This is a genomic window from Streptomyces sp. NPDC003035, from assembly GCF_042888285.1.
Classification (GTDB): domain Bacteria; phylum Actinomycetota; class Actinomycetes; order Streptomycetales; family Streptomycetaceae; genus Streptomyces.
The window spans coordinates 368,116-393,067 of sequence record NZ_JBIAPJ010000003.1; the positions used below are offsets into that span (position 1 = coordinate 368,116).

The window sequence follows — 24,952 nt, forward strand, 5'->3', positions numbered from 1 at the left end:
AAGAGGAGAAGCTGCCGGATGCTGAACGCCGACCTCTGGTGTGCGCGGCCGGCGCGTTCGCGGGGGTCGGTCATGGGCGGAGTCCTCCGGCGACGGCAAGGATGTCAAGATCATTCATACGATCCCTCTGCCCGGGCATCCGGGGTTCAACAGCTCTGCGGGGTGTGTGCGGGACCGTCGTACGGTCCGGCCGCCGTCCGGGCGAGGTGGCGCCCGGTAAGGTCCCCTCGACGTCACAGCAGTTACCGCAGTCACCGCCCTGGGGGGTACCCGTATGTCCACGCCGAAGTCTTCCTTGAGCCGCAGATCGGCACTCGCCGCGCTGACCGGGGCGGCGGTCGGCGGCTCGCTGCCGCTCGCGCCGTCCGTCTTCGCCGCCACGCCGACGACGGCCGCAGAGACCCCGGCGACCGTGGCGACCGAGGCGGCGGCCGCCGGACCCGCGGCGCCGAGTGGCCGGCTCCCCATGGCTGCCGACCCGTGCGACCCGTGGCACTTCACCGCACACCCGGCCGGGGCGCTCACCACCCGTACGATCGCCGGCACTCCCGCGCTGCTGGAGGTGTCGGACGACCAGGGGATCCTCGCCACCCTCACCACCGGCGCCACGACGGTCACTCTGCGCGGACCGAAGCGCTGGTTCACCGAGCAGAAGAAACCGTTCGCCGACGCCTTCACCCGCACCCTGCCCGCCGGCCAGAACGGCTGGGGCTCCTCCCCCGGCGGCGGCAAGTGGTCCACGTACAACGGCCCCGACACGAACTACTTCCTGGAAAGCGGCCGCGCGGCCATCCGGCTCGACCTCGCCGAGGCGGGGAGCAGCCGCCACGCCCTGCTCCCCGACAAGGGTGTCGGTGACGTCAGCGCCGCCGCGCGGTTCTCCTTCGACAGGATTCCGACGGGGGCACCCGCCTCCCTCGCCCTCACCTTCGCGGTCACGGACGTGAGCAACCACTACCGGGCACGGCTGGTCGTCACCCCCGCCGGTGAGGTCCAACTCCTCCTCGAGAAGGCGCTGGCCAACACCGTGACCGTCCTCGGTGCGGCCGTCACGGTCGGCACCGGTTTCGCGGCGTACGACCACTGGTGGGTACGAGTCGAGAAGACCGGAACCCTCCTGCGCGCCCGCGCCTGGCAGCACGGCACCGACGAGCCCCAGGAGACGTGGCACCACAGCCTGAGCGATCCCGAGAAGGACCCGGCGAAGGTCTTCGCCACGGGCACCTTCGGGGTCCGCGCGTACGCCTCCCCCGGCAGCACCACGACCCTGGAGGCCCGGGTCTATGACTTCGACGTGACCTCGGCGTCCTGGGCCGATCCGCCGGTGGTCTGCCACGACACCTGGGTGCGGGCGCTGCCGGCGCCCTTCGACGGCGTGTGGACGCCCGCCCTGGAGCAGCGGATCCGCGCGTGGGCGGGCGACACCTCCCCCGACGCGCTCGCGTACGCCTCCATGTACCGGCCCTTCGCCCCCGCGGTCACCGACCCCGCCCTCCAGGGGGCGACCGTGCTCGGCGAGTCCGAGTACAGCGAGCCGGACGCGGCCGGGCTGCGGTACATCGGCGCCGACTTCCACGAGTACATGGGGCTCGACTGGACCTTCACGGCGAGCGGCGAGAGCAAGGACGCCGAGTCGGCCTTCAAGGGGTGTCTCGACTGCTCCGGCTTCGTGCGGATGGTCTACGGGCACCACTTGGGCATCCCGATGGTCGCCTACAAGAACTTCGACGGCCGCAACCTGCCGCGCACGTCCAGGCACCAGTCGGCCAGTGGTCCTGGCGTGGTGGTGGCCAAGGGCACGAGCGCGGCGCCCTCGCTCACCGGGCTGCGGATCGGCGACGTCGTCTACTTCGACGCCACCGCCTCCGACCCCGCCGACCCCGAGACCGACGAAGGCGTCATCGACCACACCGGGATCTACGTCGGGCAGGACCAGCACGGTGGCCTGCGTTTCGTCTCCAGCCGCAAGACGCCGAACGGCCCGACCATGGCGGACCTCGGAGGCAAGTCGATCCTCAACGGCAGGAAGTCGACCGCGGACCAGAAGGGTGACCTGTACACGGACTCCCTCCGCGTGATCCGCAGGTTCTGAACGGAGGCCGCCCGTCCGGCCACGGACGAGGAGCGGCAGGCGTGGTGGGAGCGGGCCGTCGGGGCGGGGCGGTCTCCCGGATACCCGTACGCGTCGGCAGTTCCCGACCCGACACCCCGTCCGCCACCGGAACGGATTCCGTCGACCGCCCGCTGCGGTGACTCTCCCAACACCCTTCCCCACACGGGACTTCGGCAGTTACGGATGCTCCGGCGGAGCCCACTCCGCATACCTCGGATTTCCCACCCCAGGACCACACCGACGAACCGAAGAGAAGGCCGTCGCGAGAGCGTGCTGTCGGCCGTGGCGACCGGCAAGCCGTGCTGACCAGCGACGATCCCCTGGTGGTCGTCGCGTGCCAGGCACGGGAGCATCCCCCGAATGTCGCCCTTTGTAGCCTCTCCACCACTTCTCGTTAACCATGGGCCCTCCCGCGGAAAAGCCCTCCGTTAACGGCGTCTTTAACGATGTTTTGGCAGCTCAGCCGGACAAAACCAGCGTAAAACGGATGACCCCGAGATTGGGGCTCCCCAACCAGCACATCGTGGGCTTAACTTATGTGCCATGACCTCCCCCCGCTCCACCTACGGAGGCGGTTACTACACCGCGCCGTCGTTCCCCGACACCCCGATCTACGACTCCCTGGTCGCGGAGCGGGGCACGCCTCAGATCGCCCCGATCCGAGTGCCTTCCGCGTACGACACCGGCAACAGCTACCTGCCGGCGTTGCCCGCGGCCCTGCCCGCCCTCCCGGCGGCACCCAGCCAGCCCGCCCCCGCCTACAGCGGTGGCGGTTCGTACGGCTACCCCCAGCCGATGCAGCAGCAGATGGCCCCCGTGCCGCTGCAGCACGCCCCGGCGCCGTACATCCCGCAGCAGCCCGTCGGCCCGCGCGGTTACCCGGGCGGCCAGCAGCAGTACCAGCAGCCGCAGCGACCGGCGGCCACCGGATACGAGGCGATGCGCCCGGCGGCCGCACGGCCCGCCCCGGCGCCCGCGCCGTACCAGGACCCCTACAACCGCCCGTACCAGGGTCAGGGGTACTGACCGTCTCTCCGGACGGAGCGGCTGGCAGGATGACGACATGTCGATTGCTCATCTGCGCTCCGTCCATGTCCACCCGGTCAAGGCGATGCGTGGGTACGCGCCCGCCGAGGCGGAGGTCCAGCCATGGGGACTGGCTGGGGACCGTCGCTGGACCGTCGTGGACACGTCGGGCAAGGTCGTGACCCAACGCCGTCATCCGCAGATGGCGTTGGCCTCGGCCGAACCACTGCCGGACGGCGGCATCAGGGTGTCCGCGTCCGGCCGCCCGGCACTGTCGGTCGAGGTGCCGCGGCCGTCGTCCACGATCCGGGTGGAGGTCTTCGAGACTCCGGTGGAGGCGGTCCCGGCCGATCCCGCGGCCGACACGTGGTTCAGCGAGTATCTGGAGACGGAGGTGCGGCTCGTCCACATGGACGAGCCGGCGCGTCGGCGTCCGGTCGCCCCCGCGTACGCGCTGCCGGGCGAGACGGTGAGCTTCGCCGACGGCTTTCCGCTCCTGGTCACCACCACCGCCTCCCTCGACGCCCTCAACTCGCTGATCGCCCAGGGGGATCACGCCGACGAGGGCCCGCTGCCGATGAACCGTTTCCGCCCGAACGTGGTCGTCGACGGAACCGCGCCCTGGGCCGAGGACGGCTGGACCCGGCTCTCCATCGGCGAGGTCACCTTCCGCGTCGCCCGGTCCTGCGGCCGCTGCGTCGTGACCACCACCGACCAGGCGACCGCCGAGCGCGGCAAGGAGCCGCTGCGCACGCTCGCCCGCCACCGCAAGGACGGCAGCCGGCTGATCTTCGGCCAGAACCTGGTTCCCGAGCACACCGGCACCATCCGGGTGGGCGACGAGGTCACCATCCTCGGCTGAGAACGGCTGAGAACGGCTGAGGTCGCGATCCCGCCCCCCGCGCGCCACGACGGGCGGGGAACCCTCCCCCGGGGCAGACTCGTTGAGAGAGCCACGGACAACGAGGGGGTGTGAGGCGTGCGAGCAGCCACCGGAGTCTGGCGCTGGCGGCACAGTCCCCTGTGCCGGACCACGGACCTGGTCGAGGCCTGGGTCGCGCTCGCCGCCCTGGTGCTGCTCGTCCTCGCCGCGCCGACGGCCGGCTGGATCTCCGGCGCGCGCACCGACGCCTCCCTCCAGCGCGCGGTCGAGGCCCAGCACCGGTCGCGGCAGCCCACGACGGCCCGGGTCGTCCGGCTCGCCGACACCCCGGCGCCGGGACTGACGAGCCCCGAGTCCCCGGGCGAACAGCCGCTCCGCCGCTCGGTCGTGGCCCGCTGGACGGCACCGGACGGCACGGCGCGCACGGGCACGGTGTCCACCCGGCGCGAACGGGCCGATCCGGGCGACACCTTCCGGATCTGGACGGACCGCGGCGGGCGCCCGGTCCCCGCTCCCATGCGGCCGGAAACGGCGCACGCCCACGCGCTCGTCGTCGGGTTGCTCACCGCCGCCCTGGCCGGTGTCTTCGTCGAGGCGGTCAGACGGCTGGTCGTACGACGGCTGGTCCACCGGCGGTACGAGCACCTCGACCGCGCATGGGCCAAGGCCGGTCCCGACTGGGGGCGTACGGGCGCGGGCAGCTGACCCGTCAACCCCGCCCCGCCGCGCGCGCTACGGTGGGGCATCGGACGAGCAGCGACGCATGAGGCGGGGGCAGAGCACACCCATGGCACAGGGCACGGTCCAGGTGACGCACACCGGCACATCGCGGTGGCGGCGCCGCACGGGTGAGTACGCCTCCCTCGCCGCAGCCCTGGAGGCGGCGGGGGACGGCGACGTCCTCACCGTCGCGCCCGGCACCTACCGGGAGAACCTCGTCATCCAGCGGGCCGTCACCCTGCGCGGCCCCGAGGGCGGGGTCGGCTCGGTCCGGATCGCCCCCGTGGACGGCGTACCGCTGACGGTACGGGCCTCCGCGACCGTCCAGGACCTGCACGTGGAGGGGCAGGACACCGCCGCTCCCGCGCTGCTCGTCGAGGACGGCACGCCGGAGCTGCTCGATCTGCGGATCGTGACCCGTTCGGCCGCCGGGCTCGAGGTCCGCGGAGCCGCCCGTCCCACCGTCCGGCGCTGCACGGTCGACAACCCGGCGGGCGTCGGCATCGCCGTACTCGACGGCGCGGGCGGGGTGTTCGAGGAGTGCGAGATCGTCTCGGCGGGGCAGTCGGGGATCTCCGTGCGCGGCGGCGCCCATCCGCGCCTGGAACGGTGCCGGGTCCATCACGCCTCCGGGGCCGGGATCGCCGTCAACGGCGAGGGAAGCGGCCTGGAGGGCATCGGCTGCGAGATCTACGAGATCAAGGGCGCCGGTCTGCAGATCGCGGCCCGCGCGACCGCGCATCTGACCGACTCCTCCGTGCACCGCACCTCGGCCGACGGCATCACGCTCGACACGGACGCGGTCCTCACGCTCTCCGACTGCGACATCCACGACATCCCCGAGAACGCGATCGACCTGCGCTCGCGCTCCGTGCTGACTCTGACCCGCTCCACCGTGCGCCGCTTCGGACGCAACGGGCTCTCGGTGTGGGACCCGGGCACCCGGGTCGACGCCAACCAGTGCGAGATCCACGACAGTACGGGTGACTACCCGGCGGTCTGGATCAGCGACGGGGCGACCGCCGTCCTCGACGCGTGCCGGGTGCACGACGTGCCGGACGCGCTGTTCGTCCTCGACCGCGGTTCGCGCGCGGACGTCGTCGACAGCGATCTGTCGCAGGTGCGGAACACGGCGGTGTCGGTGAGCGACGGGGCGACCGCTCAGCTCGACGACTGCCGGATCCGGGAGGCGTCCACGGGCGCCTGGTTCCGGGACCACGGCAGCGGCGGAACGCTCGCCGGCTGCACCATCGACGCCGTGCAGACCGGCGTGATCGTGACCAAGGGCGCGGACCCGACGATCGAGCGGTGCACGGTCACGTCGCCCGCCGAGGCCGGGTTCTACGTCTCCGCCGAAGGGCGGGGCTCCTTCCACGGCTGCCGGGTGACCGGGAGCGGCGGCTACGGCTTCCATGTGATGGACGGCTGCCGGACGACCCTGCGCACGTGCCGTACGGAGCGCTGCGCGCGCGGGGGTTACGAGTTCCCCGACGAGGGCCCGGTGGCGGAGGGCTGCACGAGCGACGAGAGCGGGGTGCGTACGTCTCCGGCCCCCGAGGGCGGGACGGTGTTGACGGCGACCCGGACGGCGGGGCTGCTCGGTACGGTTCCCGGGCCGCGCGCCACCGTGGCGCCGACGGCCGCGCCCGTCCCCGAGCCGGCGCCCGAGGCGCGCTCCTCGCACGACGTGCTCGGTGAACTGGACGCGCTGGTGGGCCTGGAGAGCGTGAAGCACGAGGTGCGCACGCTCACCAACATGATCGAGGTCGGGCGCAGGCGGCAGGAGGCCGGTCTGAAGGCCGCCTCCGTGCGCCGCCATCTGGTCTTCACCGGCAACCCGGGCACGGGCAAGACGACCGTCGCCCGGCTCTACGGTGAGATCCTCGCCTCGCTGGGCGTCCTGGAGCGCGGGCACCTGGTCGAGGTCTCCCGGGTCGACCTGGTCGGCGAGCACATCGGTTCGACGGCGATCCGGACGCAGGAGGCCTTCGACCGGGCACGCGGCGGAGTGCTGTTCGTCGACGAGGCGTACGCGCTGTCGCCGGAGGACTCCGGCCGGGACTTCGGGCGGGAGGCGATCGACACGCTGGTGAAGCTGATGGAGGACCACCGGGACGCGGTCGTGGTGATCGTCGCGGGCTACACCGCGGAGATGCAACGCTTCCTGACGGTCAATCCCGGTGTGGCGTCCCGGTTCTCACGGACGATCAGCTTCAGCGACTACGTACCGGACGAGCTGCTGCGGATCGTGGAGCAGCAGGCGGACGAGCACGAGTACCGGCTCGCGCCCGGCACGGACGAGGCGCTGCGGAAGTACTTCACCGAGCTGCCGAAGGGTCCGGCGTTCGGCAACGGCCGGACCGCGCGGCAGACGTTCGAGTCGATGGTGGAGCGGCACGCCGGGCGGGTCGCCGGGCTCACCGAGGCGAGCACGGACGACCTGACGCTGCTCTATCCGGAGGACCTGCCCGAGCTCCCCTGATCCGTCCGATCTGCCTGCTCGTCGGCATCGGCATCGGCGTCGGCGTCGCCGCCGCGCTGGCGGGGCAGGGCCGGCGGCAGCCGGTCGAGGAGGACGGACCGTTCGGCGGCGAACACGGGGTCGGCCTGGTAGTCGGAGTGGCCCAGGATCGGTTCCGGCAGCGGGTGCTCGTGGGTGCGGCCGTAGACGAGCGGATCGAGCAGCACGGCACGGTCGACGGCCGGCTTGGCGCCCTCGGCGGGCACCCGTACGGGTCCGCCTATCGGGTCGGTGGCCCGGTAGAGGTTGCTCCAGCAGTGGACCGTACGGTGCAGCGCGCGCAGCGACCCCGGGCCGAAGTAGGCGGGGAACCAGCGCCCGTAGAGCCGCTCCAGCGGGGAACCGTAGGTCAGCAGCGCCACCCGCCCGCGGGTCACCGGCGGCAGCTGCCAGACGGCCGCCGCGGCCAGCACGCTGCCCTGGGAGTGGCCGGAGAGGACGAGCCGGCCGCCGGTGCGCCGGGTCCAGGAGCACATCCGCCAGGTGAGGTCGGGGACGGCCCGTTCGGCGTAGCACGGCGGGGCGAAGGGGTGCGCCGCGCGGGGCCAGAAGGTGCCCACGTCCCAGAGGATGCCGATGGTGCGGCGGGCCGAGCGGTCCTTGTAGGCGCGGCGGCCCCAGGTGACGAAGAGCAGGAAGCCGAAGCCGATCATCCAGGAGCCGAGGGACTGGGCCGTGTCGGCGGCGGACTCGACAGCGGGGTGGGCGCCGTCGAAGGCCCGGCCGGGCACGCTCCCGCTGATCCAGGCACCGGCGACGGAACCGGCACCGAGCAGCAGGGTGGCGCCGGAGACGATCCCCACGAAGCCCGGCGCGGAGTCGGTGAGTCCGGCCGTGGCCCGGCCGGCGGCGATCCGCCCGGTACGGACCGGGTCGGGGACCTCGGCCTCGTACTCGGCCTCGACCACGGGCCCGAGACGACGGACGGCGCGCGCGGTCCGCAGGGCGAGGAAGAGGACCGGGGCGAGCAGCATCAGGAGCAGGACGGGGATGACGGACGCCTGCCAGCTCAGCAGCACCGGCGGCGCGACGGGAGAGCCCGCCCCCATGCCCGGGGTGCCGGGCCCGTCCAGCCAGTCGGCGACGCGCTGGGCGACACCGCCGGACATCACGCCGCCCAGCGCGCAGGCGAGCATCGCGACGGCGGGACCGCCGAGGCCGAAGAGGGCGGTGCGCTGCTCGCGGTGGGGGCGGTGCAGGAGGTGGGCGACCAGTCCGAGGGCGACGACGAGTCCGCCCTGCGCCAGGGTCAGTACGCCGAAGGTGGCGTCGCCGGGCAGGGTGCCGGCGGAGCGCCAGTCGGGGCGGGACCAGCCGGCGTGGCCGACGGCGAGGGCCAGCACGACGAGGGAGGCGCCCGGCAGCCAGGTGACCAGGGTCCGTTCGAGCCGCAGGTCGAGGCACTTCTCGCTGCGCCCGCGCCGGCAGACGACCCAGAGGACGACGGCGCCGAGGACGACCAAGGCGGTCTGAAGGGTCCAGGCGAAGACTTCGAGCAGGACGTCGGGTGCGTGCCGGTCGTGGCGGGCGGCGGCTCCGGTGACGGCGGCCGCGACGGTGAGGAAGCCCGCGGCGGTGTGGGCGGCGCGCAGCCGGGCGACGAGGCGGCGGCCGTACCAGAAGCCGGGGCGGCCGAGGGCGGGGCGCAGATCCGAGGGGCCGGCCGGGTCGGCGCTCCCGGTCCCCGTCATCTGCGCGGGCTCGGACCCGGACGGCTCGCACTGGGCCGGCCCGCACACGACGAGGTCGCTCTCCTCCGAGTCGCTATCGTCCTGGTCTCTTTCGGCCTGGCCGGACCCGAAACCGAATCCGGTGGGCTCCGCTCCCGCCGGTTCGGCGTGCGCCTCGTCGTACCCCGTGGGCGGGCGCTGGGCTTCGTACGCGCTCCACGTCCGGTTGGAGAGGTACCAGAGCAGCCCCACGAGGGCGGCCGGGACCGTGGCGGCGAGCGCGAAACGGCGGCCCGGCTGGGACCACCAGCCGCCCCGCTCGGCCGAGACGAAGCCGAGCCAGGCACGGTCCTCGGCGCAGACGGCCGATCCGGCGCACTGCCAGGCCGTCAGATCGAGCGCGACCTCGCAGGCGGCGGCGGTGAGCAGCACGGTCAGGGTGAGGGCGACGAGCCGCACCAGCACCCCGTACAGCCGGACGAGCCGGGGGTGCCCCTTGCCCGGCGGGCGCATCCAGTGGGCGAGGTTGACGACCATGAAGGGCAGGAGCAGCAGCCACAGGGCGCGGGCGCCGTTGCCGGAGGTGAGGTTGGACCAGCAGTACGCCTCGGGGACCGGCCGTTCGGCGTAGCGCTCGGGGTGATCCTCCGCGTCGAGGTCGTCGGCGCGCCGGTGCATGGCGGCGGTCGTGTCGCCGGTGACCCGGACCGTGCGGGGGTCACCCAGCATGTCCTGCGGCGTGGCTCCGCCGACACCGTGGACGAGGAGCTCGAGGGCCGCGCCTCCGCTCTTCGGGGCAGGTGTGGCAGGGGGCACTTCGGTGTCTCGCTCTCTGGGTGGGAGGATTCGACGACAGGCAACAGGATCGCGGAAGGCCGTGCGCGCGTGCACGGTCTCTCACCGAATCCGACGGCAATCCCCCTGTCCCCTTCGGAAGGAACGGCCCCCGGTGGTGAGCGACCATCAGAATCTCCTCGCGGAGCAGCGGCGCGCCCTCATTCTGGACGAGGTACGGCGACGTGGCGGTGTACGGGTCAACGAGCTGACACGTCGGCTGAACGTCTCGGACATGACGGTCCGCCGGGACCTCGACGCACTGGCCCGCCAGGGCGTCGTCGAGAAGGTGCACGGCGGCGCGGTACCGGTGGAGGAGACGAGTTCGCACGAGCCGGGGTTCGAGGCCAAGTCCGCGCTCGAACTGGGCGCGAAGGAGGACATCGCCCGGACGGCGGCGCGGATGGTCGTGCCCGGCTCGGCGATCGCGCTGTCGGGCGGTACGACGACCTTCGCCCTCGCGGGCCGTCTCCTCGACGTGCCGGACCTGACGGTCGTGACCAATTCGGTGCGGGTCGCCGACGTCTTCCACACGGCGCACCACGCCGGCTCAGCGAGCGGCGAGACGCGGCCCGGTGCGGCGACCGTGGTGCTCACGGGCGGGGTGCGGACCCTGTCGGACGCGCTGGTGGGTCCGGTGGCCGACCAGGCGATCCGCTCGCTCCACTTCGACGTGCTGTTCCTGGGGGTGCACGGGATCTCGGTGGAGGCCGGGCTCTCGACACCCAACCTCGCGGAGGCGGAGACGAACCGGCGTCTGATGCGTTCGGCCCGCCGCGTGGTGGTGCTCGCCGACCACACCAAGTGGGGGACGGTGGGTCTGAGTTCCTTCGCCCGGCTCGACGAGGTGGACACGCTGGTGACGGACGCGGGTCTGTCGCCACAGACGCGCGCGGAGATGGCGGAGGCGCTGCCGGGCCTCGTGGTCGCGGGCGAGGGCGAGGACGAGAGCGAAGGCGAGGACGAGGTCGAGGTCGAGGTCGAGGGCGACGAGGTGTGAGCGTCTTCCGCGTCGAGCGCTCCTCGGCTCTCGCGGCCGAGGAGGTGTGGCGGCGGCTCACCGACTTCCGTGCGCACGGCCGTCTGGTGCCGCTGACCAGGACCCGGCTGCTCTCCCCCGGACCGACGGGCGTGGGATCCCGGTTCGTGGCCCGTACCGGCATCGGGCGGCTCGCCTTCGACGACCTCATGGAGATCGTCCGCTGGGAGCCGCCGTCGCCCGGCCGGCCCGGCACGTGCCGGCTGGAGAAGCGGGGCCGCGTGGTGCTCGGCCGGGCCGTGATCCAGGTGTACGGGACGCCGGACGGCGGCTCCCGTGCGGTGTGGGTCGAGGAGCTGCGGGTACGCGGTGTTCCCGGCGCGCTCGATCCCGTACTCGCCCTGGCCGGGCGCAGGTTGTTCGGGCGGGCGATGGACGGACTCCTGGGCAGCTGACGTGACGTCAGCTATCGTGTGCGCACCCCAGCCCCGGCCCCGGGAGGTACGGTCCATGGCACGCCGACTCAGGCTCGTGGAGCTCGACTTCGCGACGTCCGCGCCCGTCCGCCCGGTGTTCTCGGCCGACCTGGCGGCGCCGCCCGCCGCGGTCCACCGCTCGCTGGCGGTGGAGCTGGGTTCCCTGCCCGCCTGGTTCCCGGCGGTGACCTCCGCGACCCCGACCGGGGACGGCGCCGGCCGGACGGTGCGGCTCCGGGGCGGGATCGTGTTCCGGGAGACGATCGTGGCGGACGAGCCGGACACCCGCTACGCCTACCGGATCGACGAGACCAACGCACCGGGCGTGAGCGCCATGCTGGAGGTGTGGGAGCTCTCCCCCGCCGGTCCGGGCACCCGGGTCCGCTGGACGATGGCGGTCGACGGCTCCGCGCCCTGCCTCCTCGCCATGCGCCTGGCCCGCCCGGGCGTCGGGAGGTCCTTCCGCGACGCGATGCGCCGCCTGGACCGGCGGCTCACTCCGGCCAGACACCCGTCTCCAGGAACCGGTCGATAGCGGCCGCGTAGGGCGCGATGTCCAGGCCCTGCTCGGCGAGCCAGGCGTCGGAGTAGTACTTGTCGAGGTAGCGCTCGCCCGGGTCGCAGATCAGGGTCACGACGCTGCCGGTACGGCCCTGCTCGACCATCTCGGCGACGATCTTCAGCGCGCTCCACAGTCCCGTGCCGGTGGACCCGCCCGCCTTGCGGCCGATCGCGGCCTCCAGGGCGCGGACGGCGGCGATGCTGGCGGCGTCCGGGACCTTCATCATCCGGTCGATGGCGCCGGGCACGAAGCTCGGCTCCATTCGCGGCCGGCCGATGCCCTCGATGCGCGAGCCGCAGTCCGAGGTGGCGAGCGGGTCGTTGTGCGTCCAGCCGTCGAAGAAGCAGGAGTTCTCGGGGTCGGCGACACAGAGGCGGGTGTCGTGCTGCATGTAGTGCACGTAGCGCGCGATGGTCGCGGAGGTGCCGCCGGTGCCGGCGGTGGCGACGATCCAGGCGGGTTCGGGGTAGCGCTCCAACCTGAGCTGCTGGTACATCGATTCGGCGATGTTGTTGTTGCCCCGCCAGTCGGTGGCCCGCTCCGCGTAGGTGAACTGGTCCATGTAGTGCCCACCGGTCCGCTCGGCGAGGGCCGCGGACTCCTCGTACATCGTGCGCGAGTCGTCGACGAAGTGGCACTGCCCGCCGTGGAACTCGATCAGGCGGCACTTCTCCGGGCTCGTCGTGCGGGGCATCACGGCGATGAAGGGCACGCCGATCAGCTTGGCGAAGTACGCCTCGGAGACCGCCGTCGAACCGCTGGACGCCTCGATGACGGGCTTGCCCGGCCGGATCCAGCCGTTGCAGAGACCGTAGAGGAAGAGGGAGCGGGCGAGCCGGTGCTTCAGGCTGCCGGTGGGATGGGTGGACTCGTCCTTGAGGTAGAGGTCGATGCCCCACTTCTCCGGGAGGGGGAAGCGCAGCAGGTGGGTGTCGGCGGAGCGATTGGCGTCGGCCTGGACCTTGCGGACGGCCTCTTTGAGCCAGGCGCGGTACGCCGGGTCGCTGCGGTCGACGTCGATGGTGGCCGCGGGCTGTGGCGCGGTGCTCGACACCGTGTTCTCCGTGGTGCTCATGCGTCCCTCTCCTCGTCCTTCCCCCGATGGTCCCACTGGTGACGATAACTCCCTCACCTGCGCAAACGTTCACTTTGGGGGTCCATAGGAGTCCCTTGCAGGGGGCCTCTGGTGTGGCTGCCGCCCTGCCGGGCACACTGGTGTGAGCAACCGGCGCGAAGGGGGCGGAGCGATATGGCGGATCCCGAGTTCACGGCCACGGGCGTACGGATCGAGCGGTGGCCCCGCTCGCTGACCCGGGCGGGCGAGGTCCGGATCGAGGACGGCAGGCTGTCGCTGCTGACCAGTTACGGCAGCGAGATCGACAGCGCGCCGGTGACCTCCGTCCGGGCGGGGCGGCCCTGGTTCGCCAAGCCGGAGGAGACGGTGGCGACGGTGAACGGGACGCGCTACCGCCTGACCATGGACGGGCGGCACGACCGCGCGGCCGGGCCCGGGCGGTTCCTCGACGCGCTGAAGAAGGCGGCCGAGGCGCGCTGGACACCGGAGCGGTGATCCTCCGGCCGGCGCCCCGGTTGACGCGCCGGTGACCTGCGGCCGGTCGCGGCGAGTTGCGGGTCGGTCACGACTGGTTCACTCTGGAACCACCTCACCGAGGGTTCACCGGCGGTGACGCTGTGATCCAGCTCCCCGCCGTGCTGTACGCATGACAGATCCGAATCTTCGTCTTCTTCCGGACTACTTCGGGGAGTCGCAGCCGTGATCAGCGAGCCAAGCAGGCACTGCACGGTGGAGCTCCAGGCCCTGCCGTCGCGGATCGGTCAGGTCCGCAGAATCGTATCGGCGCATCTGCGCTACTGGCATCTCGATGCGTTGATCGACCATGCGGCGCTCGGCGTCACCGAGTTGCTGACCAATGTTCACCGGCACGCACAGCCGGACAAGATGTGCACCGTCGAGATCGAGCTGACGCTCGACCGCCTGACGGTCTCGGTCCGGGACAACGACCCCCGGATACCGGGCTTCGGCGGCGGGACGGGGACCGGGAGGTCCCTGGACTCCCTGGACATCGACGGGTTGGCCACCTCGGGCCGCGGTCTGGCCATCATCGAGGCGGTCAGCGAGAGCTGGGGCATCCGCCCGCACGGCGAGACCGGGAAGGTCGTGTGGTTCACCCTCCCGGCGCCGACACCCGCGGTGGCCGTCCCTTCCCGCTCCCATGCCGTCTACGGCGCGACCACCGACGGACCCTTCGCCGGCCAGACCCGCTTCCGCGGCGCGCACGGCACCAGCCTGGAGGGCGTTCCCTTCGGCGCCCCGACGGAGCCGGCCCGCGCCCCGGCGGTCGCCCGCTCGGCCCTGGCGGGCTGAGCGCGGCGGACGGGGGCGCGGGGGGGGCGGGGCGTGCCGGGCGTGGGGTCATGCCGTACGGCGCTTCGTGCCTGTGGGGCGACCGAACCGCTCCTCCAGGACCGTCAGCCGGCGCCAGTATTCGTCCTCGTCGATCTCACCGGCCGCGAAACGATGGCCGAGGAGCGCGATCGGGGACTGCTCGTCGTGGGCGGGTCGTGGCCCGGGGCCGCTCCTGCCGCGCCATCCGGTGCGCCGCAGGACGGTGATCACGGTGACGATCACGGCCGCCCAGACGAGGGGGAAGAACAGGACCCAGGGGCCGGGGCCGGCGGGGGCGAGTGTGTTCATGGTGGCTCAGCTCCTCGTGCGTGTGTCGGTGCTTCGAGACTCGCCCGTTGTGGGGGCCCGGGTCGTCGTACGGCAGGCGGCTTCGTCCGTACGGCGTGGGAAGTACGGGCCGTATCACGAGCTGCTTGCGAAAACCCGAGCCTCTGTACCTACTGGTATGTACACTGCTGCCATGACGACGTCCGAGCGACTGATCGAGGCGACCCGCGAGCTGCTCTGGGAGCGGGGGTACGTGGGCACCAGCCCCAAGGCGATCCAGCAGGCCGCGGGGGCCGGGCAGGGCAGCATGTACCACCACTTCGCCGGGAAGCCGGACCTGGCGCTGGCGGCGATCCGCCGCACGGCGGAGCAGATGCGGGCGACGGCGGAAGCCGTCCTGGGCGGCGGAGGCACGGCGTACGCCCGGCTGGAGGCGTATCTGCTGCGCGAGCGCGACGTGCTGCGCGGCTGCCCCGTCGGACGGCTGACGATGGATCCGGACGTCCTCGCGAGCGAGGAGCTGCGCGCCCCGGTCGAGGAGACGCTCGACTGGCTGCGCGGCCGGCTCGCCGGGGTCGTCCAGGAGGGCCTGGACAGCGGGGAGTTCGCCGGGCGTCTGGATGCGGCCGAGATCGCGGCCACGGTCGTGGCGACCGTGCAGGGCGGCTATGTACTGGCCCGCGCGTCCGGCTCCCCCGCCGCTTTCGACGACGCCGTCCGCGGCCTGCGCGCCCTGCTCGCTTCACTGTCGACCCGTACCGCCTGAGCGCACACCAGAGATTCGGAGACCGCCCGATGCACGCCATGCAGTACGAGCTCACCCTGCCCGCCGACTACGACATGGGGATCATCCGCGAGCGGGTCGCGACAAGGGGGCATCTCCTCGACGACTTCCCGGGCCTCGGGCTCAAGGCGTACCTGATGAGGGAACGCGCGGACGGCTCGCCGGTGAACCAGTACGCGCCGTTCTACCTCTGGACGGCGCCGGAAGGGATGAACTCCTTCCTCTGGGGTCCCGGCTTCCAGGGGATCGTGAACGACTTCGGGCGGCCGGTGGTGCAGCACTGGACGGGTCTCGCCTACGAGGAGGGGCCGGCGGCCGCGGCGACGCCACGGACCGCGACGCGGCGCAGGCTTCCCGTGCCGATGGACATCGCCCCGGCGGAGGCGGTGGAGCGGGCGCGCGCCCGCCACGCACGCGAGGCCCGTGAGGACGGCGTGGTGGCGAGCGCGCTCGCGATCGATCCCCGGAGCTGGGAGCTGCTGCACTTCACTCTCCGGGCGGAGGCGGAGGGCGTCGAGGCACCGGCGGACGCCGACTCAAGGTCCGGCTCGGGGTCCGGCTCGGGCGCGGGCTCCGGCTCGGGGTCCGACTCGGGCTCCGGCTCCGGCTCCGGCTCTTGGGAGCGGTTCCAGGTGTTGCACCTGTCCGCGCCGGAACGGGCCGGTCTGCGCGCTCAGTTCACCGGGACGAGCGTCAGATAGGCGATGCCGAGAGCGTTCCGGTAGCCGTTCAGCCAGGAGGAGCGCTGGCGGTCGACCCGTTCACGGGTCTCGGCGGCGAGCGGGTGGTCGGGGTGGGCGGCCAGCCAGACCTCGGTGTCGTGACGGTAGCCGGACTCGAACTCCTCCCACTCCTCGCGACTCGCCGTCTCGATCCACGCGGGCCGGAAGCCCGCCTCGATCGCCAGGTCCACGAGCGGCCCGAGCAGGAGGTGGTCGCCGGTGTTCGCACCGGGCCACATCCCGGCGAGCTCCTCGTCCGACGGCGTGCGCTGCCAGAAGCCCTCACCCAGGACGACACGGCCGCCGGGCCGTACCAGACGCCGCAGTTCCCGCAGGGCGACGGCCGGGTCGTGGGGCTGGTCGGGGTCGCAGAGGGCCTGACTGGAGCCGAGACAGAGGATGGCGTCGACGGGCCCGCGGGTGGTGCCGAGCGCCGACTCCTCCACGAACTCGACACGGTCGGCGAGCCCGCGCTCCTTGGCGACGAGCCGCCCACGCGCCAGGTCCTCCGCGTTGATGTCGATGCCGACACCGGTCGAACCGGGCGCGGCCTCCAGGACACGCAGCAGCAACTCGCCCCAGCCGCACCCGATATCGAGCACGGTGGAGGGAGAGGCCGCGGCGAGCCGCTCGATCATGCGGTTGGCGCGGGCCTCGGAGAGCGGGCCGTGGAAGGTGAGGCTGCCGAGGCGCGGGGGGAGGTTTTCGTCGGTGTCGGTCATGATCCGGACGCTAGTTCGTCCGGAGCCGACTCACCAGCGTTTTAGGAGACGAACCGGCCTGCCGGGCGCCCGTATACCGCGGCGCCGGGCTCCTGGTCAGGCCGCCGGCCTGCCGAGCGCGGCCAGGGGATCGTCGAGCACCGGCTGCCAGGCCAACTCGGCAGCTCCCACGAGGCTGTTGTGGTCGAGGGTGCAGGCGAGGATCGGCACTCCGCCGCTGCGACCCCACAGGCTGCGGTCCGCGACGACCGCGCGCAGTCGGTCGGGGTCGGCGTCCAGCAGTTCGCGGTGCAGACCGCCGAGGATGATCCGGTCCGGGTTCAGGATGTTCACCAGACCCGCGAGGCCGAGCCCCAGACGGTCGATCAGCTCCGCCGTCGCGGCCCGCACACCCGGGTCGTCCGGGCTGGTGCGCAGCAGGTCACGGGCCTGCTGGAGCAGCGAGACCTCCGGTCCCGGGGCGCGTCCGGCGACGGTGAGGAAGGCGAGCGGGTCGGTCTCCACGTCGAGGCAGCCGCGGCTGCCGCAGTGGCACGGGCGGCCCTCGGGGTTGACCGTGAGGTGCCCGACTTCGAGGGCGAGGCCCGAACTCCCGGTGTGCAGGCGGCCGTCGAGGACGAGGGCGCCGCCGACGCCCCGGTGACCGGTGGCGACGCACAGGAGGTCCTTCGCGCCGCGCCCGGCGCCGTGGCGGTGTTCGGCGAGGGCGGCGAGGTTCACGTCGTTGCCGGTGAAGGCCGGGCCCTCGATGCCGGCGGCGCGGACGCGTTCCGCGAAGATCTCCCGTACCGGCGCGCCGGCCGGCCAGGCGAGGTGGAGCGGGTTGAGGGCGGTGCCCTCGGGCTCGGCGACGGCGGACGGCGCGGCGAGGCCCGCGCCGACGCAGCGGCGCCCGCTCTCCTCCAGGAGGGCGACACCGGCGTCGACGACGGCGCCGAGGACCTGGGCGGGGTCGGCGGAGACGGTGACGCAGCCGGGCGCGGTGGCCACGATGGTGCCGCCGAGGCCGACGAGCGCGGCGCGGAAGCCGTCGGCGTGGACCTGCGCGGCGAGGGCCACGGGGCCCTTTTCGTCGACGGCGAGGCGGTGCGAGGGGCGCCCCTGGGACCCGGCGGCTGCGCCGGGGTTGGAGTCGACGCGGATGAGACCGAGGGCCTCCAGCTCGGCGGCGACGGCACCGGCGGTGGCGCGGGTGACGCCGAGTTCGGCGGTGAGCACGGCGCGGGTCGGCGCGCGGCCCGTGTGCACCAGCTCCAGCGCGGGCCCGAGCGCGCCCCGCCCTCTGTCCAGCCGTGTCCTGGTCGTCGTCGCCTTGCCGTTCATGGAGGCGAGTCTCCCATGATCAGGGGGTGGCGCGGTCTGCGCGGTACGGGGCGGGGGTGGGGGTGAGGGTGGAAGCCCGGCGGGGTGCCGGAGGTGTCGCGGGTTGAAATCCGCGACCGTCCACCCCTATCCTGAGTTTGTGCCGCTACTAAACAAAGTAAGGACGGCCGTTCCGGGGGGCCCTGGCGGAGACACCGCTCGCTCCCTGTCCCGCCTCCGCACCGCCCTGACCCTCTTCTTCGCCCTCGACGGCTTCCTCTTCGCCGGCTGGGTGGTCCGCATCCCCGCCATCAAGCAGCAGACCGGTGCCACCGCGAGCGACCTCGGGCTCGCGCTGCTCGGTGTGTCCGCGGGCGCCGTCGTGACCATGACCCTGACCGGCCGCCTCTGCCGGCGCCACGGCAGCCACGCCGTCACCGTCGTCACCGCCGTGCTGCTCTCCCTCTCCATCGCACTGCCCGCCCTCACCCACTCCCCCCTCTCCCTCGGCCTCGTCCTGCTGGTCTTCGGCGCTGCATACGGCGGCATCAACGTGGCCATGAACAGCGCCGCCGTCGACCTCGTCGCCGCGCTGCGCCGCCCCGTGATGCCGAGCTTCCACGCCGCGTTCAGCCTCGGCGGGATGCTCGGCGCCGGGCTGGGAGGGCTCGTCGCCGGGAGCCTGTCCCCGGCGACCCACCTCCTGGGCCTGGCGGTCGCCGGGCTGCTCCTGACGGCCGCCGCCGGTCCCGTACTGCTCCGGCAGCCCTCCCCCGCCCCGCCGGAAGCGGTCACCACCGCCGACCGGCCCCGGGGCAGGGCCGGTTCTCGCGGACCGGTCCTCGTCTTCGGGGTGATCGCGCTCTGCACGGCGTACGGCGAAGGCGCGCTGGCCGACTGGGGCGCGCTCCACCTGGAGCAGGACCTGCACGCGCATCCGGGCGTCGCCGCCGCCGGCTACTCCCTCTTCGCGCTGACCATGACCGTCGGCCGGCTGTCCGGCACCGCGCTCCTCGAACGCCTCGGCCAGACCCGCACGCTCGTGGCGGGCGGGGCGACGGCAGCCGCCGGCATGGTGCTCGGCGCGCTCGCCCCGAGCGTCTGGGCCGCGCTGCTCGGCTTCGCCGTCACCGGTCTCGGTCTGGCCAACATCTTCCCGGTCGCCGTGGCCCGCGCGGGCGCGCTCGCCGGCCCGAGCGGGGTCGCCACCGCCTCCACCCTCGGCTACGGCGGCATGCTGCTCGGTCCGCCCTCGATCGGGTTCCTCGCCGACTGGTTCTCCCTGCCGCTCGCCCTGACCACGGTCGCACTCCTCGCGGCGGGCGCGGCGGCGATCGGCTACGCGGCCCGGAACGCGCGAGTGCCGGCGGGAGCCGAGTAGAGCCGTACCCGAACGCCTGTCCCGCCGCGCGAGGGAGCCGCCCTCTGCGCTGCGTGGCCTCCCGCCCCACGAGGCAGGGCGGGGGCGGGCAGGGCCCCGCCGGTGCCGTCCGACGGATGATTCCGGCCCGCCGCGCGCCTCGTCCTGGCAGAATCCGCCGCATGGGGATCATGAAGATCGACGAACACATAGAGGCCCTCGACGCGGCGGGCAGGGCTCTCGCCGACGCCGCCGCCGAGGCCGGTACGGACGCCGCCGTGGCAACGTGCCCCGGCTGGCGGGTGCGGGATCTCCTGCGCCACACGACGATGGTGCACCGCTGGGCCACGGGCTTCGTCGCCGAGGGCCACACCTCCTACCACCCCGACGGCGGCGAGCCGGACCTCGACGGCGAGGAGCTCCTCGCCCACTTCCGTGAGGGCCACGCCCTGCTGGTCGCCGCCCTGCGCGCGGCGCCCGACTCCCTGGAGTGCTGGACGTTCCTGCCCGCCCCCTCGCCCCGCGCCTTCTGGGCGCGGCGGCAGGCCCACGAGACGACCGTGCACCGCGCGGACGCCGAGTCCGCACTGCCGGCGGGGAGTCCCGGCCCGGTGGCCCCCGCGCTCGCCGCGGACGGGATCGAGGAGCTGCTGCGCGCCCTCCACGCCCGCGACCGCAGCCGGGTCCGCACACCGGAGCCGAAGACCCTGCGGATACGGGCGACGGACACCGGGGACGTATGGACCGTCCGGCTGTCGCAGGAGGCACCGCGCACGGAGCGGGATGCAGCGGGCCCGGCCGACTGCGAGCTGAGCGGTCCCGCCGACCGGCTCTATCTGACGCTCTGGAACCGACTGCCGGACGGCGCGGTGACCATAACGGGCGACCCGTCGCTCGCCGGGCTGTGGCGGGAGACGTCGGGCATCACCTGGTCGTGAGAGCGCGGACGGTGTCCTTCCGCGGAGGTCAGCCCAGCCAGCCCGGGCGCACCAGACCCGACTCGTAGGCCATGACGACGAGTTGGGCGCGGTCCCGCGCGCCCAGCTTCACCATCGTGCGGCTCACATGGGTCTTGGCCGTCAGCGGGCTGACGACCAGACGCCGGGCGATCTCCTCGTTCGACAGGCCGATGCCGACCAGGGCCATCACCTCCCGTTCCCGCTCGGTGAGTCCGTCGAGAGAGGACGCGCCGGCCGGGGCCTTCGAGCGGGCGGCGAACTCCTCGATGAGCCGGCGCGTAACCCCCGGCGAGAGCAGCGCGTCGCCGTGCACGACCGCGCGCACGGCCCGCAGCAGTTCCTCGGGTTCGGTGTCCTTGACGAGGAAGCCGGAGGCGCCGGAGCGGATGGCCTCGAAGACGTACTCGTCGAGTTCGAACGTGGTCAGCATGACCACCTTCACGGCGCCGAGCTCCGGGTCGCCGGTGATCCTCCGGGTGGCGGCCAGGCCGTCGACCCGCGGCATCCGGATGTCCATCAGGACGACGTCCGGGCGCAGTTCGCGCGCCCCGGCCGCGGCCTCCTCGCCGTCGGCGGCCTCCCCCGCCACCTCGATGTCGGGCTGGGCGTCGAGGAGCGCGCGGAAGCCGGCCCGTACCAGCGCCTGGTCGTCGGCGAGCAGGACACGGATCACGGGGTCTCCTTCGGACGGGCGGGGAGGACGGCGCGCACCCGGAAACCGCCGTCGGGGCGGGTGCCCGCCTCGATGGTGCCACCGAGCGCGGCGGCCCGCTCCCGCATGCCGACGAGTCCGTTGCCGCTGCCGCCCGCGTCGCCGCCGCCCGTGTCGCCGCCGGTCGCCGGTCCGTCGTCGTCGACCCGGAGTTCCACGCTGCCGGGCCGGTACCCGATCACGAGCCGCGCCGTGCGGGAGCCCGAGTGGCGGACCACGTTGGTCAGCGCCTCCTGGACGATCCGGAAGGCCGCGAGGTCGGTGCCGGGCGGCAGCGCCACCGGCTCCCCCTCGGTCGAGGTGCGCACGGTCAGACCGGCGGACGCGGCCTGCTCGACCAGTTCCGGGAGCCTGTCGAGGCCCGGCGCCGGGGTACGGGGCGCCTCGCCCGGCGCTCGGAGGGTGTCGAGGACCTGACGTACCTCTCCCAGCGCCTCCTTGCTCGCCGCCTTGATGGTGGTGAGCGCGGTGCGGGCCTGCTCGGGGTCGGTGTCGAGCAGCGCGAGGCCGACCCCGGCCTGGACGTTGATGACGGAGATCGAGTGGGCGAGGACGTCGTGCAGTTCCCGGGCGATCCGCAGGCGCTCCTCGTCGGCGCGGCGCCGCTCCGCCGCGGCGCGTTCGGCGCGCTGCTGGGCCCACTGCTCGCGGCGGACGCGGACGAGTTCGGAGGCGGCGAGGATCGCGACGACGAAGCAGGCGACGGGGATCTCCTGGCCCCAGGGCGCGGCGGAGTCGCCGTCCGGGGGCAGGTGGGGGTAGAGCCAGTGGACGATGATCAGATGTCCCGCCCAGAGCAGGCCGAGCGCCCACCAGGCCGACCGCCGGTGGCCGTGGACGATCGCCGCGTAGCAGGCGACGGCGAGGGTGAGGAAGACCGGGCCGTACGGATAGCCGGCGGCGAGGTAGCCGAGGGTGGCCGCCGCGGTGCCGAAGACGACGGGGACCGGGTGGCGGTGGCGCAGCAGGAGCAGCGCGGAGCCGACGAGCAGCAGCGAGCGGCCGAGCGCGTCCAGCGACTCCCGGTCCGTCTGGTTCTTCGCCGCGAATCCGGAGCCCACCATCACGAAGAGGGCGAGGAGGAGGGTGGATCGCCAGGGCAGCCCGGTGCCGGTCTCACGGTCGACCCACCGCCAGAGCCGGGGCGGACCGCCATGGCCCTCAAGCGGCCGGGAGGGACCGCCACGACCCTCGCGGGGCCAGGAGGGCCCGCCGTGGCGCTCGCGCGCCGGTGGGCGACCGTCACGGCGCCCGCCCGCTCCGGCTGGGCCGTCGTGGCGCCCGCCAACCGGCGGCGGGCCGTCACAGCCCTCGCCCGTCCGAGGCGGACCGCCATGGCCGTCGCCCGCCGGAGGCGGACCGTCACGGCCCTCACCTGCCGGAGGCGGGCCGCCGTCCCCCTCACCCGCCCGGGGCGGGCCGTCGAAGGCGGGTCCGCGCTGTTCGTCCATGACCGCCACGCTAGACGCGCACCGTGCCGGCGGGCGTCAGCCGGGCGTGGTGGTCACGCGTACTCCCGCTGGAGTACGCCGTCCGGCGCCTCCGCGAGCCGGGGCTCCTCGCTCAGCCCGAAGCGGCGGTGGAGGCGGCGCAGCGGGCCCGGGGCCCACCAGTTGGCGCGACCCGCGAGGCGCATGGTGACCGGGAGCAGCACGAGCCGGATGAGGGTGGCGTCGACGAGGACGGTGAGCGCCGTGCCGACGCCCAGCTCCTTCAGGAAGACGACGCCACCGGTCGCGTACGCGGCGAAGCTGAGGGCGAGGATCCCGGCGGCGGCCGTGATCAGCGGCGCGGTGCGCCGGATGCCCGCGACGACGGCCCGCTCGGTGTCGCCGGTCCGCTCGTACTCCTCCTTGATGCGAGCCAGCATGAACACCTCGTAGTCCATGGAGAGGCCGTAGACGACGCAGAACATCAGGACCGGGATGCTCGGCTCGATCGAGCCGGTCGGGGTGAAGCCCAGCACGGACGCGAAGTGGCCGTCCTGGAAGACGTACACCAGGCAGCCGAACATCACCGACAGGCTGAGCAGGTTGAGGACGGTCGCCTTGGCGGGCAGGAGCAGGCTGCCGGTGAGGAGGAAGAGGATGACGAAGGTGGCGGTCAGGACGAGTCCGACGACGAGCGGCAGCCGGTCGAGGAGCGTGGCGCGGAAGTCGGTGGTCTCGGCGGGGTAGCCGCCGACCAGGACTCCCGGCGGCCCGTCGGCGGTACGGATCCGTTCGACGAACGCGGGCACGTCCCCGTACATCGCCCGCTGGGTGGGGACGACGGCGAGCAGGGCCGCGCCGCTCTTCCCGTACGCCGGCGGCTCGACGCCGAAGACGCCGGGCAGACGGGCCAGTTCGGCGGCGTACGCGGTGAGTGCGGAGCGGTCGACGGGTGCGGGGACGACGACCTGCACGGTGTCGGTCGGTTCGGCGGCGAAGTCCCGGTGGACGATCTCGGACGTCGTCCGTGACGACGTTCCGGCGGGCAGGGTCCGCTCGTCCGGCAGACCGAAGCGCAGGCCGAGGAGGGGTGAGCCGGCGAGCAGGAGGACCCCGAGGACGGTGGCGCCGCTGAGGACGGGGCGGCGCAGGGCACGCAGGGCGGTCCGGTGCCACAGGCCGCTCGCGGCGGGTGGGGTGGCGCGTTCCATGCGGTGGCCCCAGCGGGCGAGGGCGGCGGGCAGGACGAGGACGGCGCCGCCGATCGCCGTGAGGACGACGAGGATGCCCGCGTAGGCGAAGGAGCTGAGGAAGAAGAAGGGGAAGGCCAGCAGCGCGGAGAGGGAGACGGCGACGGTGACGCCGCTGAAGACGACCGTGCGGCCGGCGGCCCCCGTGGCCCGGACGACGGCCTGGGGCTGGGGGTGCCCCGCGGCGCGCTCCTCGCGGTAGCGGGTGATGAGGAAGAGGCTGTAGTCGATGCCGAGCCCGAGCCCGAGCACGAGCGCGATGTTCGCGGCGAAGGTGGAGACGGGGGTGATCTGGGCGAGGAGACGCAGCCCGGCGAGCGTGGCGACGACGGAGAGCAGTCCGGTGCCGACCGTGATCAGGGCAGCCGCGGTACGGCGGTAGACCAGGATCAGGAGGAGGACCACCGCGGGCAGGACGAGCGCCTCGGCCGTGAGGAAGTCGGCGCGGGCCTGCTCGCCGACCTGCCGCGAGATCTCCTCCTGACCGCCCACCTGGACGACGAGTTCGGGCGTGGTGCGGGTCAATCGGGGGGATAGCTCGGCGAGTTGGGCACGGGTCTCGGTGGCCGTGCCTTCGAGGCGGGCGAGGATCAGGCCGCGGCTTCCGTCCTTCGAGCGGAGGGCGGGGCTCTGGCCGCTCCAGTACGTGCGGGTGTCGGTGACGTGCGGCAGCGCGGCGACCTCGGCGGCGAGGGCACGCGCGGCGCGTGCGGTGGCCGCGTCGTCGATGTCACCGCCGCGGGCGGTGACGAGGAGGGCGAGGTTGGGGTTGCCGGTGGAGAAGTCCTCGCGCAGGGCGCGGGCGGCCTCGACGGATTCGGAGCCGGGGGCGTCCCAGCGGGCGAGATCGAGGTCGGCCTGGGCGCCCGCGGCGTAGACGCCCAGACCGAGGAAGAGGAAGAGAGCGGTCAGGAGCACCGCCCCGCTACGGCGGACGGCGAGCGCGCCGAGACGGGCGAGAGGGGTGAGGGCCATGGGTGGCGTGGGGAGCGTGGGCTTCGGTCGTGGTTCGTGCTGCATGAGGCCACGCTCGGACGCGACGCTGACCGGCGGCTGGAACGGCCGCTGGAAGGCCGGCTGGAACTTCCGCTGGAAGGCCGGCTGGAACTTCCGCTGAAAGGCTCACCGGACGGCCTACTGGAAGGTTCGCCGGAAGGTTTGCTGGAAGGTCGCCGGTAGGTCTTCCGGCAGGCGGACGGCCGGTGGGGCCCCGAACCGTTCGGGATACGCTC

The 24,952-nt window shown here is 73.4% G+C and carries 22 protein-coding genes; 14 read left to right on the forward strand and 8 right to left on the reverse strand.

Annotated features, from left to right (window positions below; translation table 11 throughout):
- Positions 1–295: 295 nt before the first annotated feature.
- The 5 genes from ACFYV5_RS11325 to ACFYV5_RS11345 all read left to right on the forward strand — a co-directional run bounded on the left by ACFYV5_RS11325 (position 296) and on the right by ACFYV5_RS11345 (position 7,224).
- Positions 296–2,092, forward strand: coding sequence for an NlpC/P60 family protein (locus ACFYV5_RS11325; RefSeq protein WP_389167130.1), 1,797 nt, complete (start codon positions 296–298; stop codon positions 2,090–2,092).
- Positions 2,093–2,656: 564 nt separating this feature from the next.
- On the forward strand, positions 2,657–3,139 hold the full coding sequence (locus tag ACFYV5_RS11330) for a DUF6643 family protein (RefSeq protein ID WP_355110476.1): 483 nt from the start codon (positions 2,657–2,659) through the stop codon (positions 3,137–3,139).
- A 37-nt stretch (positions 3,140–3,176) separates the two neighbouring features.
- Entirely contained in the window at positions 3,177–4,001 is an 825-nt protein-coding gene (locus tag ACFYV5_RS11335) for an MOSC domain-containing protein (protein ID WP_389167134.1), read from the forward strand.
- A gap of 117 nt (positions 4,002–4,118) precedes the next feature.
- Positions 4,119–4,727: a hypothetical protein gene (locus tag ACFYV5_RS11340; RefSeq protein ID WP_389167136.1), complete on the forward strand. Its 609-nt coding sequence runs from the start codon at positions 4,119–4,121 to the stop codon at positions 4,725–4,727.
- An 82-nt stretch (positions 4,728–4,809) separates the two neighbouring features.
- Positions 4,810–7,224, forward strand: coding sequence for a right-handed parallel beta-helix repeat-containing protein (locus tag ACFYV5_RS11345; protein WP_389167139.1), 2,415 nt, complete (start codon positions 4,810–4,812; stop codon positions 7,222–7,224).
- Here ACFYV5_RS11345 and ACFYV5_RS11350 read toward each other — a convergent pair.
- Entirely contained in the window at positions 7,194–9,749 is a 2,556-nt protein-coding gene (locus ACFYV5_RS11350; RefSeq protein WP_389167142.1) for a hypothetical protein, read from the reverse strand. The genes ACFYV5_RS11345 and ACFYV5_RS11350 overlap by 31 nt on opposite strands.
- Positions 9,750–9,885: 136 nt before the next feature.
- Between ACFYV5_RS11350 and ACFYV5_RS11355 the strand changes: the two genes are divergently transcribed.
- Genes ACFYV5_RS11355 through ACFYV5_RS11365 form a run of 3 tightly spaced genes read left to right on the forward strand, consistent with a single transcriptional unit; the run spans position 9,886 to position 11,757 of the window.
- Positions 9,886–10,767: a DeoR/GlpR family DNA-binding transcription regulator gene (locus ACFYV5_RS11355; RefSeq protein WP_389167144.1), complete on the forward strand. Its 882-nt coding sequence runs from the start codon at positions 9,886–9,888 to the stop codon at positions 10,765–10,767.
- A complete protein-coding gene (locus ACFYV5_RS11360) occupies positions 10,764–11,201 on the forward strand; it encodes an SRPBCC family protein (protein ID WP_389167147.1) in 438 nt (145 codons plus the stop codon). The genes ACFYV5_RS11355 and ACFYV5_RS11360 overlap by 4 nt, the downstream gene beginning before the upstream one ends.
- A 55-nt stretch (positions 11,202–11,256) precedes the next feature.
- Positions 11,257–11,757 (forward strand): SRPBCC family protein, encoded by a 501-nt coding sequence (locus ACFYV5_RS11365; RefSeq protein WP_355110469.1) that lies wholly within the window; start codon positions 11,257–11,259, stop codon positions 11,755–11,757.
- Here ACFYV5_RS11365 and ACFYV5_RS11370 read toward each other — a convergent pair.
- Complete coding sequence (locus tag ACFYV5_RS11370) at positions 11,717–12,859, reverse strand: PLP-dependent cysteine synthase family protein (protein ID WP_389167151.1); 1,143 nt, start codon at positions 12,857–12,859, stop codon at positions 11,717–11,719. The two genes, ACFYV5_RS11365 and ACFYV5_RS11370, sit on opposite strands and share 41 nt — an antisense overlap.
- Positions 12,860–13,033: 174 nt before the next feature.
- On the opposite strand from ACFYV5_RS11370, the gene ACFYV5_RS11375 reads away from it, so the two are divergent.
- Positions 13,034–13,354: a hypothetical protein gene (locus ACFYV5_RS11375; protein ID WP_355110467.1), complete on the forward strand. Its 321-nt coding sequence runs from the start codon at positions 13,034–13,036 to the stop codon at positions 13,352–13,354.
- 204 nt (positions 13,355–13,558) lie between these two features.
- The gene (locus tag ACFYV5_RS11380) at positions 13,559–14,170 is read left to right on the forward strand and encodes an ATP-binding protein (protein ID WP_389167155.1); all 612 of its coding nucleotides are present in this window, start codon (positions 13,559–13,561) and stop codon (positions 14,168–14,170) included.
- Positions 14,171–14,218: 48 nt separating this feature from the next.
- Here ACFYV5_RS11380 and ACFYV5_RS11385 read toward each other — a convergent pair whose 3' ends face one another.
- Complete coding sequence (locus ACFYV5_RS11385) at positions 14,219–14,500, reverse strand: SHOCT domain-containing protein (protein WP_389167158.1); 282 nt, start codon at positions 14,498–14,500, stop codon at positions 14,219–14,221.
- Positions 14,501–14,657: 157 nt separating this feature from the next.
- Here ACFYV5_RS11385 and ACFYV5_RS11390 point away from each other — a divergent pair, with 157 nt between their 5' ends.
- Together ACFYV5_RS11390 and ACFYV5_RS11395 are read left to right on the forward strand one after the other, a co-directional pair.
- Complete coding sequence (locus tag ACFYV5_RS11390; RefSeq protein WP_389167161.1) at positions 14,658–15,245, forward strand: TetR/AcrR family transcriptional regulator; 588 nt, start codon at positions 14,658–14,660, stop codon at positions 15,243–15,245.
- A 29-nt stretch (positions 15,246–15,274) separates the two neighbouring features.
- Positions 15,275–15,964, forward strand: a complete 690-nt coding sequence (locus ACFYV5_RS11395) for a DUF4865 family protein (RefSeq protein ID WP_389167163.1) — start codon at positions 15,275–15,277, stop codon at positions 15,962–15,964.
- Here the strand turns inward: ACFYV5_RS11395 and ACFYV5_RS11400 are convergent.
- On the reverse strand, positions 15,937–16,707 hold the full coding sequence (locus tag ACFYV5_RS11400; RefSeq protein ID WP_389167165.1) for an SAM-dependent methyltransferase: 771 nt from the start codon (positions 16,705–16,707) through the stop codon (positions 15,937–15,939). The genes ACFYV5_RS11395 and ACFYV5_RS11400 overlap by 28 nt on opposite strands.
- Before the next feature lie 96 nt (positions 16,708–16,803).
- Positions 16,804–18,030 carry an ROK family protein gene (locus ACFYV5_RS11405; RefSeq protein ID WP_355110461.1) on the reverse strand — a complete coding sequence of 409 codons (1,227 nt, stop codon included), beginning with the start codon at positions 18,028–18,030 and terminating at the stop codon, positions 16,804–16,806.
- Between the two features lie 139 nt (positions 18,031–18,169).
- Between ACFYV5_RS11405 and ACFYV5_RS11410 the strand changes: the two genes are divergently transcribed.
- Together ACFYV5_RS11410 and ACFYV5_RS11415 are read left to right on the forward strand one after the other, a co-directional pair.
- The gene (locus tag ACFYV5_RS11410; RefSeq protein WP_355110460.1) at positions 18,170–19,390 is read left to right on the forward strand and encodes an MFS transporter; all 1,221 of its coding nucleotides are present in this window, start codon (positions 18,170–18,172) and stop codon (positions 19,388–19,390) included.
- 170 nt (positions 19,391–19,560) lie between these two features.
- A complete protein-coding gene (locus ACFYV5_RS11415) occupies positions 19,561–20,307 on the forward strand; it encodes a maleylpyruvate isomerase family mycothiol-dependent enzyme (protein ID WP_389167839.1) in 747 nt (248 codons plus the stop codon).
- A gap of 28 nt (positions 20,308–20,335) precedes the next feature.
- Here ACFYV5_RS11415 and ACFYV5_RS11420 read toward each other — a convergent pair whose 3' ends face one another.
- Genes ACFYV5_RS11420 through ACFYV5_RS11430 form a run of 3 tightly spaced genes read right to left on the reverse strand, consistent with a single transcriptional unit; the run spans position 20,336 to position 24,740 of the window.
- Positions 20,336–21,001: a response regulator transcription factor gene (locus ACFYV5_RS11420; protein WP_355110459.1), complete on the reverse strand. Its 666-nt coding sequence runs from the start codon at positions 20,999–21,001 to the stop codon at positions 20,336–20,338.
- Positions 20,998–22,491 (reverse strand): histidine kinase, encoded by a 1,494-nt coding sequence (locus ACFYV5_RS11425; RefSeq protein ID WP_389167168.1) that lies wholly within the window; start codon positions 22,489–22,491, stop codon positions 20,998–21,000. The genes ACFYV5_RS11420 and ACFYV5_RS11425 overlap by 4 nt, the downstream gene beginning before the upstream one ends.
- A 53-nt stretch (positions 22,492–22,544) precedes the next feature.
- Positions 22,545–24,740 carry an MMPL family transporter gene (locus tag ACFYV5_RS11430; RefSeq protein ID WP_389167171.1) on the reverse strand — a complete coding sequence of 732 codons (2,196 nt, stop codon included), beginning with the start codon at positions 24,738–24,740 and terminating at the stop codon, positions 22,545–22,547.
- Positions 24,741–24,952: the final 212 nt, after the last annotated feature.

Bases quoted from the DNA above. Each gene is read 5' to 3' on its own strand.
- ACFYV5_RS11415 (WP_389167839.1), top strand. From the start codon at position 19,561: ATGAAGATCGACGAACACATAGAGGCCCTCGACGCGGCGGGCAGGGCT.
- ACFYV5_RS11330 (WP_355110476.1), top strand. From the start codon at position 2,657: ATGACCTCCCCCCGCTCCACCTACGGAGGCGGTTACTACACCGCGCCG.
- ACFYV5_RS11335 (WP_389167134.1), top strand. From the start codon at position 3,177: ATGTCGATTGCTCATCTGCGCTCCGTCCATGTCCACCCGGTCAAGGCG.
- ACFYV5_RS11365 (WP_355110469.1), top strand. From the start codon at position 11,257: ATGGCACGCCGACTCAGGCTCGTGGAGCTCGACTTCGCGACGTCCGCG.
- ACFYV5_RS11385 (WP_389167158.1), bottom strand. From the start codon at position 14,500: ATGAACACACTCGCCCCCGCCGGCCCCGGCCCCTGGGTCCTGTTCTTC.
- ACFYV5_RS11390 (WP_389167161.1), top strand. From the start codon at position 14,658: ATGTACACTGCTGCCATGACGACGTCCGAGCGACTGATCGAGGCGACC.
- ACFYV5_RS11375 (WP_355110467.1), top strand. From the start codon at position 13,034: ATGGCGGATCCCGAGTTCACGGCCACGGGCGTACGGATCGAGCGGTGG.
- ACFYV5_RS11345 (WP_389167139.1), top strand. From the start codon at position 4,810: ATGGCACAGGGCACGGTCCAGGTGACGCACACCGGCACATCGCGGTGG.
- ACFYV5_RS11405 (WP_355110461.1), bottom strand. From the start codon at position 18,030: ATGAACGGCAAGGCGACGACGACCAGGACACGGCTGGACAGAGGGCGG.
- ACFYV5_RS11400 (WP_389167165.1), bottom strand. From the start codon at position 16,707: ATGACCGACACCGACGAAAACCTCCCCCCGCGCCTCGGCAGCCTCACC.
- ACFYV5_RS11395 (WP_389167163.1), top strand. From the start codon at position 15,275: ATGCACGCCATGCAGTACGAGCTCACCCTGCCCGCCGACTACGACATG.
- ACFYV5_RS11430 (WP_389167171.1), bottom strand. From the start codon at position 24,740: ATGCAGCACGAACCACGACCGAAGCCCACGCTCCCCACGCCACCCATG.
- ACFYV5_RS11370 (WP_389167151.1), bottom strand. From the start codon at position 12,859: ATGAGCACCACGGAGAACACGGTGTCGAGCACCGCGCCACAGCCCGCG.
- ACFYV5_RS11425 (WP_389167168.1), bottom strand. From the start codon at position 22,491: ATGGACGAACAGCGCGGACCCGCCTTCGACGGCCCGCCCCGGGCGGGT.